19 protein-coding genes and 1 other RNA gene are annotated in these 16,064 nt (G+C 32.1%); 10 read left to right on the top strand and 10 right to left on the bottom strand.

Features of this window, described 5'->3' with window-relative positions; translation table 11 throughout:
* Positions 1–23: 23 nt before the first annotated feature.
* The 3 genes from ffs to ACFEL2_RS07830 all read left to right on the top strand — a co-directional run bounded on the left by ffs (position 24) and on the right by ACFEL2_RS07830 (position 2,041).
* Positions 24–119, top strand: an RNA gene (gene ffs / locus ACFEL2_RS07840) — signal recognition particle sRNA small type.
* Positions 120–178: 59 nt separating this feature from the next.
* The gene (dnaX, locus tag ACFEL2_RS07835) at positions 179–1,705 is read left to right on the top strand and encodes a DNA polymerase III subunit gamma/tau (RefSeq protein ID WP_375332404.1); all 1,527 of its coding nucleotides are present in this window, start codon (positions 179–181) and stop codon (positions 1,703–1,705) included.
* Between the two features lie 12 nt (positions 1,706–1,717).
* Positions 1,718–2,041, top strand: coding sequence for a YbaB/EbfC family nucleoid-associated protein (locus tag ACFEL2_RS07830; RefSeq protein ID WP_341751591.1), 324 nt, complete (start codon positions 1,718–1,720; stop codon positions 2,039–2,041).
* 145 nt (positions 2,042–2,186) lie between these two features.
* Here ACFEL2_RS07830 and ACFEL2_RS07825 read toward each other — a convergent pair whose 3' ends face one another.
* Together ACFEL2_RS07825 and ACFEL2_RS07820 are read right to left on the bottom strand one after the other, a co-directional pair.
* Positions 2,187–2,753, bottom strand: a complete 567-nt coding sequence (locus ACFEL2_RS07825; RefSeq protein ID WP_341755474.1) for a cell cycle transcriptional regulator TrcR — start codon at positions 2,751–2,753, stop codon at positions 2,187–2,189.
* Positions 2,754–2,874: 121 nt separating this feature from the next.
* Positions 2,875–3,591 carry an OmpW family outer membrane protein gene (locus ACFEL2_RS07820; RefSeq protein WP_341751593.1) on the bottom strand — a complete coding sequence of 239 codons (717 nt, stop codon included), beginning with the start codon at positions 3,589–3,591 and terminating at the stop codon, positions 2,875–2,877.
* Positions 3,592–3,769: 178 nt separating this feature from the next.
* Between ACFEL2_RS07820 and ACFEL2_RS07815 the strand changes: the two genes are divergently transcribed.
* The 7 genes from ACFEL2_RS07815 (at position 3,770) to tyrS (ending at position 9,718) form a co-directional block, all read left to right on the top strand.
* A complete protein-coding gene (locus tag ACFEL2_RS07815) occupies positions 3,770–4,657 on the top strand; it encodes a DMT family transporter (RefSeq protein ID WP_341751594.1) in 888 nt (295 codons plus the stop codon).
* A gap of 203 nt (positions 4,658–4,860) precedes the next feature.
* Positions 4,861–5,106, top strand: coding sequence for a type II toxin-antitoxin system prevent-host-death family antitoxin (locus ACFEL2_RS07810; protein WP_341751595.1), 246 nt, complete (start codon positions 4,861–4,863; stop codon positions 5,104–5,106).
* Positions 5,106–5,366, top strand: coding sequence for a Txe/YoeB family addiction module toxin (locus tag ACFEL2_RS07805; RefSeq protein WP_341751596.1), 261 nt, complete (start codon positions 5,106–5,108; stop codon positions 5,364–5,366). The genes ACFEL2_RS07810 and ACFEL2_RS07805 overlap by 1 nt, the downstream gene beginning before the upstream one ends.
* Before the next feature lie 62 nt (positions 5,367–5,428).
* Positions 5,429–6,679: an MFS transporter gene (locus ACFEL2_RS07800; RefSeq protein ID WP_341751597.1), complete on the top strand. Its 1,251-nt coding sequence runs from the start codon at positions 5,429–5,431 to the stop codon at positions 6,677–6,679.
* Between the two features lie 389 nt (positions 6,680–7,068).
* Positions 7,069–7,305, top strand: coding sequence for a DUF2312 domain-containing protein (locus ACFEL2_RS07795; RefSeq protein ID WP_341751598.1), 237 nt, complete (start codon positions 7,069–7,071; stop codon positions 7,303–7,305).
* Between the two features lie 16 nt (positions 7,306–7,321).
* Positions 7,322–8,227: a protein translocase subunit SecF gene (secF, locus tag ACFEL2_RS07790; RefSeq protein ID WP_341751599.1), complete on the top strand. Its 906-nt coding sequence runs from the start codon at positions 7,322–7,324 to the stop codon at positions 8,225–8,227.
* Positions 8,228–8,482: 255 nt separating this feature from the next.
* Positions 8,483–9,718, top strand: coding sequence for a tyrosine--tRNA ligase (tyrS, locus tag ACFEL2_RS07785; RefSeq protein WP_375331939.1), 1,236 nt, complete (start codon positions 8,483–8,485; stop codon positions 9,716–9,718).
* 126 nt (positions 9,719–9,844) lie between these two features.
* On the opposite strand, the gene lptB is transcribed toward tyrS, so the two are convergent.
* From lptB to xth, 8 genes are all read right to left on the bottom strand, one after another.
* A complete protein-coding gene (gene lptB, locus ACFEL2_RS07780; protein ID WP_375331938.1) occupies positions 9,845–10,582 on the bottom strand; it encodes an LPS export ABC transporter ATP-binding protein in 738 nt (245 codons plus the stop codon).
* Between the two features lie 22 nt (positions 10,583–10,604).
* On the bottom strand, positions 10,605–10,976 hold the full coding sequence (locus ACFEL2_RS07775; protein ID WP_341751601.1) for an LptA/OstA family protein: 372 nt from the start codon (positions 10,974–10,976) through the stop codon (positions 10,605–10,607).
* Between the two features lie 82 nt (positions 10,977–11,058).
* Complete coding sequence (gene lptC, locus ACFEL2_RS07770; protein WP_341751602.1) at positions 11,059–11,721, bottom strand: LPS export ABC transporter periplasmic protein LptC; 663 nt, start codon at positions 11,719–11,721, stop codon at positions 11,059–11,061.
* Positions 11,721–12,677, bottom strand: coding sequence for an SIS domain-containing protein (locus ACFEL2_RS07765; protein ID WP_375331937.1), 957 nt, complete (start codon positions 12,675–12,677; stop codon positions 11,721–11,723). The genes lptC and ACFEL2_RS07765 overlap by 1 nt, the downstream gene beginning before the upstream one ends.
* A gap of 66 nt (positions 12,678–12,743) precedes the next feature.
* A complete protein-coding gene (locus tag ACFEL2_RS07760) occupies positions 12,744–13,352 on the bottom strand; it encodes an outer membrane protein (protein ID WP_341751604.1) in 609 nt (202 codons plus the stop codon).
* A 146-nt stretch (positions 13,353–13,498) separates the two neighbouring features.
* Complete coding sequence (locus tag ACFEL2_RS07755; protein ID WP_375331936.1) at positions 13,499–14,233, bottom strand: outer membrane protein; 735 nt, start codon at positions 14,231–14,233, stop codon at positions 13,499–13,501.
* Between the two features lie 334 nt (positions 14,234–14,567).
* Positions 14,568–14,873, bottom strand: coding sequence for an RNHCP domain-containing protein (locus tag ACFEL2_RS07750; RefSeq protein ID WP_341747924.1), 306 nt, complete (start codon positions 14,871–14,873; stop codon positions 14,568–14,570).
* Between the two features lie 61 nt (positions 14,874–14,934).
* Complete coding sequence (gene xth, locus ACFEL2_RS07745; protein WP_341751607.1) at positions 14,935–15,714, bottom strand: exodeoxyribonuclease III; 780 nt, start codon at positions 15,712–15,714, stop codon at positions 14,935–14,937.
* Between the last annotated feature and the right edge of the window lie 350 nt (positions 15,715–16,064).

Genomic DNA, 16,064 nt, shown 5'->3' with positions numbered 1-16,064 from the left:
AGATGATAAAAGAACTATTTTATCATGTGCTAGTAGTGGGCATTGGTGCTGTTCAGGTGGTCAGGTTCGAAAGGAAGCAGCCAAAATAGTCTCTAGTGGGTCATTACTAGCATACTCTTCTGTTTTCAAGAATTGGATTTGAAATCATTTGAGTAGATCATATTTTTGTGAATATACCATAGTGACAAAAACAACTGACCAATATATTAATTTTGCTAGAAAATATCGCCCTACTAATTTCTCTGAGCTATACGGACAAGAAGTTTTAACAAAAATTTTAAGCTATACTATTCTAAAAAATCGTATATCTCAAGGTTATCTTCTTACTGGTATTAGGGGTGTTGGCAAAACTACTTCAGCACGTATTATCGCTAAAACTATTAATTGTGCCAATCTGATAGTTGAAGGTGATAGTATTAAACCTTGTGAGAGTTGTCAGAATTGTAGCAGTTTTAATAAAAATAACCATCCCGATATAATTGAAATTGATGCTGCTAGCAAGACAAGTGTTGATGATATCCGTAAAATAATAGAAAGTAGTGAATATAAGCCGCTAATCGCTAGGTACAGTATCTTCATAATTGATGAAGTTCATATGCTATCTAAAGGTGCATTCAACGCTCTACTTAAAATCCTTGAAGAACCACCAGCACATGTAATATTTATATTTGCTACTACTGAACCACAAAAAATTCCATTAACCGTAATTTCTAGATGTCAGCGATATGATTTAAGGAGGCTAACATTTGATGAGATTTTTCAATTGCTTCAGTCCATCGCTAAAAAAGAACAGTTAAACGTTGAGATAGAGGCGCTTAGAATAATTGCATCTAGATCTGATGGTTCAGCTAGAGATGCAGTTTCAGTACTAGACCAAGCAACGAGCTTGGCAGCAGGAGACTTGATCACTCCTGAAATCGTTTATCAAATACTTGGTTTGGTGGATACAGCTAGTATAGTTAAGTTTTTTGAATATATTATTCAAAAAGATGCTGCTAAATCTATTGATTTAGTAAACAATCTCTATATGTCTTCAGCAAATTTAGAAACTTTTGTAGCATTAGTTGCTGATTTTACTGCCTATCTTAGTAAAATAAAGATATTACCTAATTATCAAAATCCTATATATGTATCTTTTAATGATAATGTTACAAATATTCTAACAAAAATTACTCTTCCTCAATTATCTATTATTTGGCAAATATATAGTAAAGGAATTATAGAGATGAAAACTTCACATAATCAATTGATAGAAGCTGAAATGCTGGTGATAAAATCTATTTACTCCCAGATGTTACCATCGCTAGAAGAATTAGTGGAATATAATGATGGGGAGCAACTAGAACAACCGGTATTACAACAATCAACTAAGAACTATCAAATTACCGGTTTTCTTGAGTTTTTACATTTGCATAATGAGATGGAAATTTATTACAGATTACTAAACCAAGTGGAGTTAAAATCTTTTGTTCTTCAAACTATAGAAATTGCTGGAAGCGATCTCAACACAAAAATAAAAGAACAAATTGCTAATTTATTATTTGCTTGGTCAGGAAAAACTTGGAATGTTATCATTACAAAACAGTTAAAAATAATCACTCTTAAAGAACAATTGCTAAATAAAGTAAAATCAAGTCAAGATTGGAAAATTTTAACACAACACTTTCCAAATGTTACAATTTCAGATATTTTGTTAGAAAATTAAAAGGTACATAGTATGACAAATTTTAATCAATTTTTAAAACAAGCTCAGTCAATGCAAAAAAAAATGCAAGCAATGCAAGAAAAAATGGCAAATGCTGAATATTTTGGAAAAGCAGGTGGTGGGTTAGTAAATATTACCGTTAGTGGTCGTGGAGAGGTTCAAAAGGTCTCTATTGATTCCTCTTTGCTTAAAGAAACAGAGAAGGAATTATTGGAAGATTTAATTGTTGCTGCTTTCAACGATGCTAAAAGCAAGGTCGATGAAGATTCACAAAACTCTATGTCTGATGCTTTAGGTAATATTGGTTTGCCACCTGGACTAAAGATGCCATTTTAAATCCTCCCAACTTCCGCATAGAGGATTTGTTACATGGATCATGAGTAGGTCATTCCCGCATAGGCGGGAATCTATAATATCTCATAGCCTTTGCAGGCATGTCTATAGCAACTACCGATCGCGGCTTTTAAATTGCCCTGACGACTTACTCTTTAACAGTTTTTTCTTGCTTAGATAAAAGCTGTGCTTGCTCAATACTCTTGTCTAATTCTACTTGACTACAAATTCCAAGTAAAACTGGATCACGTGGGCGAATGTTTTTCATGTTCCAGTGACTACGATCACGGATAGCTTCTATGGTTGACTTAGTAGTACCAACGAGTTTTATAATTTGATTATCTAAAATTTCTGGACAATTTTTAAGTAACCAATATATCGCGTCTGGTTTATCCTGACGTCTAGCAATAGGAGTATATCTAGATTGTTGTTTTTTCTTTGTACTTACCAAATCATAGGCACTACTCACAAAAAGTCTTAAACTACTACTTGGATCTTTCGTGCAACGCATTATTTCTTCTTGAGTTAATTGTCCTCCAGCAATAGGATCTAACCCCATAATACCTTGAGACACTTCACCATCAGCAATACCTTTAATTTCAAGCTCATGAACCCCACAAAAATCAGCTATCTGCTTAAACGTTAAAGCAGTATTATCAATCAACCAAATAGCAGTTGCTTTAGGCAGTATAGGTAATTTTTGTTGTGAACTCATAGTAAAAAACTAATAATATAATATTGATATGTCTAGAAAAGATATAGTCTCTTCTAACTAATAAGTCAACAATAGACATCTTAGACTATTTCAATTTCTCGTTTAATTAGGTCAGGCAAGCCTAAAACCTAAAACCAATACCTACTGCAATCATTAACGGATTAAACCTTACTTTAGATGATATAGGTTGTTTTACTAAACTATTTTTATAATCAACTTTGGTCTTAAGAAAATACTGCCTTACATCTAAGTTAATCAATGTATCATCCTTAGCATATAAGTCAACCCCGATCTGTAATACAGCACCGTGACCATTTTTGACTGTACATCCTTTAGATTTACTGAACATATAAGCTCCATGATAACCAACGCCAACATAAGGTCTAATAGCACCAAAGGGAGCTATATGATATTGTCCCGTAACAGTCAGGGGTATCATATAAAGATCTTTTCTCTTACCAACATCTGCTGGATTACCACCATAATTATAAGCCACATTCTTTAAACTATTATTTTTAGGACGTAATACATTAAAACCTAAAGATAACTCTGCAGCAACATTACTAGCAAAGAATATTGATGTAGAAGCATCAAAACCGTAACCATTTTCAACAAAATTACCAATCGATACTGGGCTTGCGGCGGTAGCCTTAGGAAAGCCTTTTTGCTTTGCACTAGATTTTATCCCCCCCCCTCTTATTTTAAACACAAGATTACCTTCATTTTCATAATAATCGGCATCATAGTCATTATTAGTTAAATCAGAATTAGCAAAGCTAGAGATACTTACACAACTTACCAATAGCAATATTCCAAATTTTTTTGTGACTTTTATCATAACTATAAACCTTTTCTTGCTTTAAATATATTGCTGTATTATATATATTCTTTCTTATTTGGAAATCAAATTGATAATAAGATTTTTAAATTTGTTTAACATTAGTGACACTATAACACTAAATATAGAAAACACTAATACAAAAAATATAAAAAAATAACGAATTAAGGTCTATACAATGAATAATAAATTAAACACTTATTTTGTTGGTATTGGTTGGTTTATATTAAGCTTGATAAGTAGTACAACTAATGACATAACAGCAAAATATCTTGGACTTAGGCTACATAGTTTTGAGGTGACTTGTTTTCGCTTTTTCTTTAGTGCTTTAATTCTTGTCCCTTTTATTTTATATTATGGGAAACAGACTCTGAAAACTAATCGTCCTTTTATACATATTGCAAGAGGGGTTTTATTGTTTTTTGCTATGACGTGTTGGATTTATGGTCTCAGTATTGCCCCAGTGACTACTGCTACAGTTATTAGTCTTGCTACACCTTTATTTACTCTAGTTCTAGCAGTTTTTTTCTTAAATGAGAATATTATTTGGCAAAGATGGGCAGCAACTTTATTTGGTTTTATTGGCATTGTTATTACCTTGAAACCTCATGCTAGCGATTTTAATCCACAGATATTAATTTTTGTATTAGCTGCTATAATTTTTGCAATGTTAGATATTATCAATAAGAAATTTGTAGTAAAAGAATCAATGATTAGTATGCTATTTTATTCTGCTTTAGTAACATCTTTAGTATCAATACCACCATCAATAATGTATTGGCAAACACCTACCAGTTCAGAATTTATTTTGCTATTTACCTTAGGAGCTGGGGGTAGTTTAATCTTATTTTTCTTATTAAAGGCTTTCTCTCTAGTTGATGCCACAGCTACAGCCCCTTATAGATATTTAGAGTTAATAATTTCAGCATCAGCTGGATATCTTGTGTTTAATGAAATCCCTGAAAACAGTACTTTATACGGAGCATTGATAATAATACCTGCAACATTGTTTATAATATATTCTGAGAAAGGAAATATAACACAAAATGATAAAGCTACTGCATGAAGAAGTACTAGCAATGCTTGTTTTCTTCAAACATTTTGTTGACATGATATTGATGTACAATATCATGTACTAGTTATGTGTATATACTCAAATGATTTGGAAAATTGGATTTACAAATAAGGGACAAACAGAGCGTACACGAGTCCTTGATATTTTCAAAAAACAATCCTTCAAAGCGAGTATACTTATAAGGGAGATAAATTATGAACGTACAAACAATATCGGTAGCAAGGGCTAATTTATTTAGCCTTGTACAAGAAACAAACGAAACACATAAGCCAGTATATTTAAAAGGTAAGCATTATGACGCAGTACTATTATCTAGAGAAGACTACGAATCTTTGCAAGCGACATTAGAATTATATTCTATACCTGGATTAGTTAAGGAAATACTGAAAGCTCGGCAAGAACCTTTGGATGAGTGCTTAAATGAAGATGATATGAATTAATGTCATTGTACAATTTGAAATTTACTAAAAAATCATTTAAAGATTTCCAAAAGTTAAAGTCAGAAAAGCTTGATAATAAGGCTAGAAAACTATGGACTGAATTAAAAAATAATCCAAGACCTATCAGCAGTGAGAAACTCGTAGGCAACTTAAAAGGTTGCTATTCTCTAAGAATTAATATCAAACATAGACTGATATACGAAATCTTTGAAGATGAAAAGACTGTACTAATAATCAGCTTGAGTGGGCATTATGAGTAAGCCATCATATTATGTTGCTAACAAGCATTCTAACCCTTGACACCAATGAAATAATAAAAAATATGAATAAACGTAAGTTGGTTTTTGCAAGCGGTGTAGCAAATGCATTTGAGTGGTATGATTACGCACTATTTGGTTACTTTGCTCCTATAATAGGAGCAAAGTTCTTTCCTGGATCAAGTCCTAGCTCGTCTTTATTGCATGCTTTTTTGGTATTTGCTATCGGTTATTTAATGAGACCAATAGGTGGGGTATTTTTTGGGATACTGGGAGATCGTTTTGGTAGAAAAACTGCTTTAAGTACATCTATATTTTGTATGTCTCTGCCAACGGCACTAATTGGCATATTACCAACTTATGACAATATAGGTGTTACCGCAACTATATTAATGATTCTACTTCGGATGCTGCAAGGTTTATCAATGGGCGGAGTACTTACTGGCTCAATTGCATTTGCTATTGAACATACAGGTAAGGTACATCGTGGCTTTACTGGCAGTATACCAATGTCCAGTATTTGTATTGGTATATTATTTGGATCACTCATTTCGCAGCTTATACAAAGCCTTTTATCAGGACAACAATTTAATGATTGGGGGTGGAGAATACCATTTTTATTAGGAATCTTTATTTTATTTGCTGGACTTTATATAAAAAAATATACCAGTGAAACCCCTAGTTTTCAAAGTATAAAAGAAAATGGTGGGATTTTAAAATCTCCTCTGAAAAAAGTTATCTCTGTATATTGGATTGATATGTTAATATCAATCTTCATCAATTCTACAGGTTCAGTAATATTCTATCTACAAGCTACTTATCTAATGTCATTTTTGAGGATAAATCGTGGTTTTACCGATGACCAAGTTAGCAATTTAGCTAATTATTGTTATATAATCATGGCTATTGTTACTTTATGTTCTGGCTATTTATCTGATGTAATTGGTCGAAAGAAAATTTTTGTGATTAATTTACTGGTAATTATTTTAGTTATTCCTTTTTTGATGAATGTAATTGAAACTGGAGAATTTTATTTTATAATTATATCTCAAATTGTATTATCAATTTTAGCTGCTTGTTATATTGGTCCTGAACCTGCACTGCAAGCTGAATTCTATCCAACCAATATCAGAAATACTGCTTTATCATTGTCTTATAATACAGCAACCAGTATTTTTGGTGGTACAACACCTTTAATACTAGAATATCTTGTACAAAAAACTGGTACTATTACTTCATCTATTTATTATGTAATTGCTTGTGCTATTTCAAGCCTAATAGCTCTTTGTTTTTATAAGGATCGTTCAAGAGGGTAACAACTAATACGCGAATTTGGGATAAGAATTAGTCAATTCTTATCCCAAATTCGGTAAAATTATCGAAACAATCAGATTTGAGACGGCTCTGCATCTGATTGTTAAATTAATATTTTGCTAAAAACATGATTTTAATCTTTTAAAATCATGTTTTTAGCTTTAGAAAGGTTTAAAATGCATTTGCAAAACCGCTTTAAGAATGCATTTTTCCTTATATTAAAGCCAATTAGGGATAAGAATTAACTAATTCTTATCCCTAATTGGGGTAACTAATCTAAAAATTTTTCTAGTATTTATAGCAAAATTATCTATAAACTACTTAGTGGCTTGATAAAAATAATATATACTAGCCATATTACAATTTTTGATAAACAATAAACTTTAATTTTATGACAGAAGTGATAGCTAAAGAACAATTAGAACAATATATAAATCAAATAGAAGGGCTTGAACAAGAAAAAGCTGAATTATCTGAAGCAATAAAAGATATATTTGATGCAGCCAGCTCTAGTGGCTTTGATACCAAGGCCATGAAGTCGGTGTTAAAACTAAAAAAACTTGATAGAAATAAGCTAGCTGAACAAGATGCGATCTTAGAATTGTATAGACAAGCTCTCGGTATATAAATTAAAGAATTCAATAATGCAATTATATCCATTAAGGCTTTTACCTGATAAAATCAACTTTGACTTTATCAGATTTAAAAAAGTAAGTTATACGATATCCATTATTTTATCTCTTGTAAGTATTATTTGGATAGGGATTTACAAATTTAATTTTGGTATTGATTTTGCTGGTGGGATTGTTATAGAAGTGCGGCTTGATCAAGACCCTGATTTAACCAAAATGCGTGAAGTGCTTAATAACCTTAAGATTGGTGAAATAGTATTGCAAAATTTTGGTAATCAGCATGATTTGTCAATACGAGTTGGCAGCAATAGTGAAGATACTTTAATGCAAAATATTGAGCTTATCAAATCAACTTTAAAAAACCAATTTCCTTATAAATTTGAGTATCGTAAAGTAGATTTTGTCGGTCCACAAGTTGGTACTCAACTGATAAAATCAGGAATAACAGCACTAATTCTTTCGTTTCTTGCCATAATGGTTTACACTTGGGTTAGATTTGAGTGGTATTTTGGGCTTGGTATACTTGTAGCTTTGTTACATGACACCATACTAAGCTTAGGTTTTATGAGTGTAATGAGGCTAGACTTCAATTTAAGCTCCATAGCTGCTATTCTTACCATAATAGGTTATTCTGTGAATGATTCAGTAGTTATCTATGATAGAATCAGAGAAAATTTACGCAAATCACATAAGAAAGTAATGCCACAAATTATTAATCTGAGTATTAATGAAACTCTGTCTAGGACTATTCTAACAGTTGTTACAACCTTACTCGCAAACCTAGCTTTGGTAATATTTGGTGGGGAAGCTATTTATAGTTTTAGTGTATTAGTGTTTTTTGGTATAATAGTTGGTACATATTCATCTATTTTTATATCTGCTCCTATATTGACCTACTTCAAAAACTTGAAGAATTGATAAATCAATTTTCAAGTTTTTGGATAAAAGTTGAGTAGCAGAATCGAAGTAGAGGTCTTCAATTCTGCTACAAAATAATAGACTTCCTGCATAAGTCAATCTAGTTGGTAATTTTGTCGTCGAAACTCGCCTGTGTTCCTCACGTACGCCTGTGCACGCTGTGGCGCTCGGCTTCGTTTCTCCTAAAAATTCCTCAACTATTTTTGACTTATGCAGGAAGTCTAATAATAAATATTAAAAAAATTAGTTTAAAAAATGTTTATTAAAAATTTTGATAGTAAAGGTTTTCTATATCAATGTACTGATTTAGAAAAACTAACAGAGCTAATGAAAAACAGTAAAATATCTGCTTATATTGGTTTTGATTGTACAGCACAATCTTTACATGTAGGTAGTCTGATGCAAATTATGATACTGCGTTTATTGCAACAATATGGTCATAAACCAATAGTACTCCTAGGAGGGGCAACTAGTAAAATTGGCGATCCTACCGGTAAAGATGAGGCAAGGAAATCTTTAACAAAAGAAGAAATTGCCAAAAATGCTGAAGGTATAAAAAAATCATTATCAAAATTTATTAAATTTGGTACTGGGGAAAATGATGCAATATTAGTTGATAATTCAAATTGGCTAGAATCGTTAAATTACTTAGAATTTCTTCGCAATTTTGGTATTTTTTTTTCTGTGAATCGTATGTTATCTATGGACTCTGTAAAATTACGTTTAGAGAGAGAGCAACATATGAGTTTCTTGGAATTTAATTATATGTTACTACAAGCCTACGATTTTTATCATTTAAATAAACTATATGGTTGTTCTTTACAAATAGGTGGTAGCGACCAGTGGGGTAATATAGTAATGGGTGTTGATTTTACAAGGAAACTAACAGGTAATGAAGTCTTTGGTATAACTACGCCCTTACTAACAACTGCTTCTGGCAACAAAATGGGCAAGTCTGTTGGTGGAGCTGTGTGGCTAAATGAGGATATGTTAAGCCCGTACGATTATTATCAATATTGGCGGAATTGTGAAGATCAAGATGTGGTCAAGTTCGCAGAATTATATAGTGAGTTAGGAGAAGATGCCATGCAAGAGTTTATCTTACTTAGTGCATCTGATATTAATAGTGCCAAAAAGCAATTAGCCTTTAATTTAACTAAACTTTGTCATGGTAAAGAGGCAGCTATGACAGCTTTAGAAACAGCTACCAAGCTTTTTGAACAAGGAGAAATTGATTGCAATTTACCAACTATTTATCTAGAACAGGGGAGGTTAGCTCTAGGTATTCCAGCATATGAATTACTTTATGAAGCAGGTCTTGCTAAATCAAAATCCGAAGGACGTCGGTTGATTAGAGGGGCTGGAGCAAAAATCAATAATCAACTAATCCAAGATGAAAATATGGTTGTTGATTTAACTTTTATGCAGGACAAGCAGGTTATTAAGATATCCGCAGGTAAGAAAAAACATGTATTGATCAGGTTGACATAATAGTGAACGAAAAAATATATCTCTTTGGCAAACTCGCTTATGCTGAGGGATTTGAAGGAGACGCTTCACCTCGAACCGCAGCGTACTCTAATTCCGTTACGGATTCGAGTACCAAGAGGTCTATTATTACAAACAAAAAGATTGCCCTAGATATACTTCCTTTACTTGATAGCTTGTGGCTATTTCTTGTGGAGTTCCTTCTAATAGGACTTTTCCTTCGTAAATAACATAGGCTCTGTCAACTATATTAAGAGTATCTCTAACATTGTGATCGGTAATTAGGATGCCGATATTGCGGTTACGTAAGTGAACAATTAAATTTTTAAGATCCTCAATTGCTAACGGATCAATGCCTGCAAGTGGTTCGTCAAGCATAATAAATTTGGGATCTAGTGCTATTGTTCTTGCGATTTCTAGCCTACGTCTTTCTCCGCCGGATAATCCTATTGCTGGCATGTCTTTTAGATGAAGAATAGAAAATTCTTTAAGCAAATCTAATGTTTTTTGTTCGATAATTTCTTGGTCATTTTCTAAAATCTCTAGCATTAATCTAATATTATCTCCTACAGATAGCCCACGAAAAATTGATGGTTCTTGAGGAAGATAGCTAAAGCCAAACCTAGCTCTTAAATAAATTGGTAAATGAGTAATATCATGATCATTATAAAATAATGCTCCACTATCTGGTTTGGTAAGTCCTATAATAATACTAAAACAGGTAGTTTTACCTGCACCGTTTGGACCAAAAAGACCAACTATTTCTCCTGTTTTTAATTGAAGAGATACGTCGTTTAGGATCACTCTCTTATTATAAGATTTTGAAATACTACTTACTTGTAATTTCTCTATTATTAAATGCGGCATACTTTAAAAATTTCTTACATAACTAATTTTTTGATTTGCTATAATCTATATTATTGAGTTCCGTATAATATACTAGTTTGTCAGTTTTTATAATACCATCCTTATTTTGTACTATTACATCACCAAGCAGTACTAGTTCTTTTCTTTCTACAAAATATTTTGCAGAAGTAGCAGTTAGTAACTCTTGACCATTATTCTTTTTAGCAATCAATCTTGACGGTATGGAGATGTAATCAATAGTTTTTTTATTATCAACTGTTTTATAAAAAATTTCTAAATTAGTTGTTTTTACCATCATATCATCAAACCACAAAATCACCTCTCCTGTAAAACAAGCTTGATTCTTAGTTTGATCAATTACTAAATTGTCAGAATGAATATATAATCTATCCATACTCGAATGCTTTGAGTACGGATGTTTCCCATAGGCTACGGATGAACTCATGATTAGAAAAAACAATACATAGCAAATCATGCTAAAAATCCGATACATCAATAACCGTCGATACATTACCTTTGAAATTTATAATATCATTATCATGTGTAGCACTAAAATTATTAGAAGTAATTTTACAATTTTTATAAGATAATACCACTCCTGTGTTACTATATGTTTCTTTATTTAGTAGATTCAGTTGGGCTTCTTGTGCTTTTAATGTGCTTTCTCCTAAAAAAAACTGTACATCATTTTCTAATTTTAATATGTGACTACTCTCATTCAATATACCATTTTTTGCACTGATCACTAAGTCTTTGTTGTCATTTATTTTATATGTAGCATTAATTTCTTCCAGTTTATATTGATTACCTAAAGTCCTAACTGCTTGCACAGTCTGAATTTGGTAAGGATTTAAGTTTTTATTGAACCCCTTAAAAATTGAATTTGAAATTTTTATTTCATAATCTTTATCATTTGGATTAAAAGCACTATTGCTACTATTATCCTCCGTTGATTTTGAATTATTACTGATAGGATTTAAATTTATATAAATTAAACATAAGGTTAATATTATTCCTAAACAAGATAAGATCTTTGATAGACTAATTGAACGTCTATAGGATGAAATGATAGCACTACTACTTTTATCTATGAAGGGAATCTTAACCATAATATTGCCAACATTATCATGAACATTCATCAACTAATTCCTGCCCTAAGTAAATCATGGATATGAACAATACCAATCACCATATTATTTTCAGTTACTGGTATGCTAGTAATCGATTTACTATTCATTATACCTAAAGCCTCTCCCGCTAATTTTAAAGGAGAAATTTGTTTTGGATTAGAAGTCATTACATCGCATGCATACTTCATATCTATTTTATCATTAATATGTCTACGCAAGTCTCCATCTGTTATAATACCAACCAAACTCAAATCTTTATTTACCACTATAGCACATCCAAGACTCTTTTGATTCATAACCAATATAGTATCGGTAAATGAGGTATCAGCATATACTAAAGGCAACTGATCTTTCACCCGCATTAAGCTCTCTACCTTTATAAGATTCGCTCCAATCTTTCCTCCAGGATGATACAGCCGAAAATCATCTTCAGAAAAGCCTCGTGCTTCATGTACAGAAGTGGTAAGTGCATCTCCAAGAGATAACATCATTACTGAAGAAGTTGTTGGAGCGGCAATATAAGATGCTTCATTGATTCTTGGTATTAATAATAGGAAATCACTATTGATTGCTATAGTAGAGTTGACATTCATAGTCATGGCAATTATTTTTATAGAAAATCTCTTACAATATTTCATTATATCAAATAATTCTTTGGTCTCTCCTGAATTAGACAACATAAATACTACATCATTGTCAGTTACCATACCAAGATCACCGTGGCTAGCCTCAGCTGGGTGCAGATAAAAAGCAGCCGTACCGGTAGAAGCAAAACTTGCTGCTATTTTATGAGCTATATAACCACTCTTTCCTATACCGGTTAAAATAACCCTACCTTTACAGTTAATTATATAATCTACTATATTGTTAAAATCACTAGGAATATTATTAGATAATTCAACTAATGCAGCAGATTCTTTTAATATAACCCTTTTGGCAACATCACAATGGTATGGTATTTTCATATAGTGTCCGAATTGTTCAATGATGTTGTCGTAGCTAGAGGAATGACAGAATATTAGTTGAGCATATTACACATCAAGCCTGACGCCGAGTGATACATTATGACCTTTATATGCTAATGACTTAATATGATTTTTTATTTCTTTTGTGCTACCAAAATCTTTCCAACTGTAAGCTGCTTCAACTTTTACTCCTGGGGCTAACTTTGTAGCAGCTCCAAGAGTAAGCTGGTAGACTAGGTTATTTTTTTTAGCACTAGAAACTGATACACCATTATTCTTAGTAATTTGGTTTTTTAGTTGACCAACTCCAGCACCAGCACCAACAAAAAATTCACAAATACTTATATCAACAATATCCACATAACCATTAAGCATTAAAGTAGCAATTTGAGGCTTAATTTTTGAGTCTATACCGGCAAAAGAATGCTTAGATTGATGATTAGCAATCCAAGCAAGCATGAGATCAGCTCTAACATTATCTAGAATATAATAACCCAAACCTCCGCCAAGAAACATAGCGGTATTTTGCTTTAGTTTTTTATCATTTAACTTAATATTAGCCATTTTATTCGCTCCAACCTCTGCTTTTAAATAAAATTGATTGTCAATAGCCAAAGAGGAAACAGAGAATAAAAGTGAAATAGTTATAATCGTTACTAAGAGTAAATTTTTCATAGTTCTATTTTTTAATTTACATTTTACTATAAATTAAACTAATCCGCTAGCTTATTTTCAAGATAACCCTACAAATAACAAAAGAAGAGGGTTACCAAAAACCCTCTTCTTTTGTGGAACAAAAATAATAAATCTATAAATTATTATTAAAGATCAAATCTTAAGCCAGCCATTAAATGGTGACCTCTGTAAGCACTTTCTGATTTGCTCTCTTTCCCTTTCCCATATTTTGCTGCTCCATAATCTCTCCAGCTATAGGCAAGCTCAACATTTATACCATCAGCCACATTAGCAGAAGCACCAACACTCAACTGATAAGCAAAATTATTAGAATTCTTAGACTTTGTGGATATATCGATTGATTTTCGATTAACCTCTATAGTGTTATGTGTAGCCACTATAGCTCCATTTAGAGTTGCTTTCTCTTTTATTTGAGCCATACCAACACCTGCTCCTGCAAAGAACTTAGCAAAACCTGCGTCATACAAATCAACATAACCACTGAGCAACAATGATATTACTTGTCCTTTACGTTTTGATTCTAGAGTTCCTTGGAGCTTTCCCTCGCCTTTTGCCACCGCACCAGTAACAGTAATAGAATCTTTGAATTCTATATTAGGAAGGAAATCAAGTGTCAATTCTGCTCTAACATTATCCATTGCATAATAACCAGCACCAAGACCAACAACACCAACAGCACTTCTTTTAACTTTCTGTGTCAAGGATAAGTTTTCCATTTCTTTAGGTAATTTAGCCTTTTCTTTATTCAACATAGCTGCACCACCTTCAGCTTTAAGATAAAAACCCCCTGTTTCAGCAAAAGATGTAGCAGAAGTTAAAAGAGCCGTACTTGTAGCAGCGATTAAAAACAACTTTTTCATAATATTTCTCCTTAAATTATATAGACAAGAATTCCCTTATTAGATTCTCAAATAATGCCCGTGAAACACAAATCTCTCCAAATTCCACTTAGGCTACCTAGTTCGGTATATATAGCATAATATTTTCTTTAGGACAAACTAAAAAACTATTATGAGCATTAATCAATAGTGTTATAGAGATACTTTGTGGCAATAAAAACACAATAGACTGAATCTGTAGCTAACCCGAAAATGTTTGGGGCATCGTAATGGTGATAGAATTTATACCATTGCCCTGATATTACGTGAATTCAGGATAAGAATTTGTCAATTCTTATCCCTAATTGGGTTATATTCAGGCATAACTGAAAACATCTAGCAAATTCTCTACGCTATCTGTGCTTGCAAGCTTGTTGTTTTTATATTCTCCACATTTAAGGCATTTATGAGTTAGAATTATGCCCTTTTTACTGTCGAGTTTATAGGAAACTGGCTGCATTAGTCCATTACATCTAGAGGCTCTATCCCCAGGGTTAATATCCACATGTTTGCTGTAGAAACATGCTGAACAATGGTTAGTATAGCCATTTCCTTGTACCAATTCACTACATATATCACAAATAAAATCTTCTTTATTTCTATAAAACTTTTTTGTAACCATTTTTTAACTTTTTTGGCAATATACTGCTCGTAAATGAAGAGTTGGTAGACGATATTTGAGGTTAACTAATGATAGCAACAACGGGTATATGATCAGAAGGCTTAATTTTAGTTCGTAGATTATAATGCATGTAGCAATCATTTAGATAATCTGCAACATTGCTTGATGCAAGTATCATATCAATACGCATACCTTTATTTTGTTCAAAGCAACCTGCTCTATAATCCCACCAAGAAAATTCTTGCTTAGTAGGATTTGATAATCTATATAAATCCTCAAAACTAGAATTTAAAATAATTCTCAATCGTTGTTTTTCTTCATTAGTAAAACAAGTAGTATTTTGTAACTTTTTTGCTGAGTATACGTCAATATCAAAAGGAGCAATATTAAAATCTCCTCCAACTATCACCTTAGTATCAAGAGTTCTTTTGGATTCGAAGTAATTAATTAAATTATCATAAAATTCTAATTTCATTTTAAATTTATCACTACCTACCAATGAACCGTTAGGTGCATATAATGAAGTGATACTACAAAAACCTATAGGAGTTTGTAGAGATATTTCTATAAACCGTGCTTGATTAGTACAATTAATACCCGGAAAGTCTTTTACCACTTCATCAGCTGGAAACTTTGATAAGATAGCTACACCATTATAGGATTTCTGACCATACACATAGAAATTATATGCTAGATCTGATAGTTCATCAAAAGGAAACTTATCAGTCTCACACTTGATTTCTTGTAACAAAACAATGTCTGGATCTACTTCTGTTAAAAAGTCCCTTAAATGTTGTAGTCTTATTCTTATAGAATTAATATTCCAAGTAGCTATTTTCATTTCTTATCCCAAATTCGCGTATTTTACATCGGCTGAGGTTATATACTGCTCGTAAATGAAGAGTTGGTAGACGATAGTATAGCTTCAAGAAGAGCTAGGAGTGTCAAAGTCGAGCAGCGGAGCGTACATTAGTACGTGAGCAGCGGAGATCTTTAGACACGACAACGCCAATTCTTGAAGTTCACCGAGTATAATAACATAAAATAACTAAACACTAAGTACATTAATCTCAATTCGATATAAAAATTGTTTAACAAATTATATCATTTGGAAAATCTTTCTTATTTATAAATTAATAATTTGATCTTGACAGGGTAATAGTTTTTATTAATATTACAGGTATATTCGAT

The sequence above is a fragment of the Candidatus Tisiphia endosymbiont of Temnostethus pusillus genome (assembly GCF_964264675.1).
GTDB lineage: Bacteria > Pseudomonadota > Alphaproteobacteria > Rickettsiales > Rickettsiaceae > Tisiphia.
The sequence above is the reverse complement of the archived record's forward strand: the minus strand, read 5'-3'. Positions and strand labels throughout refer to the sequence as shown.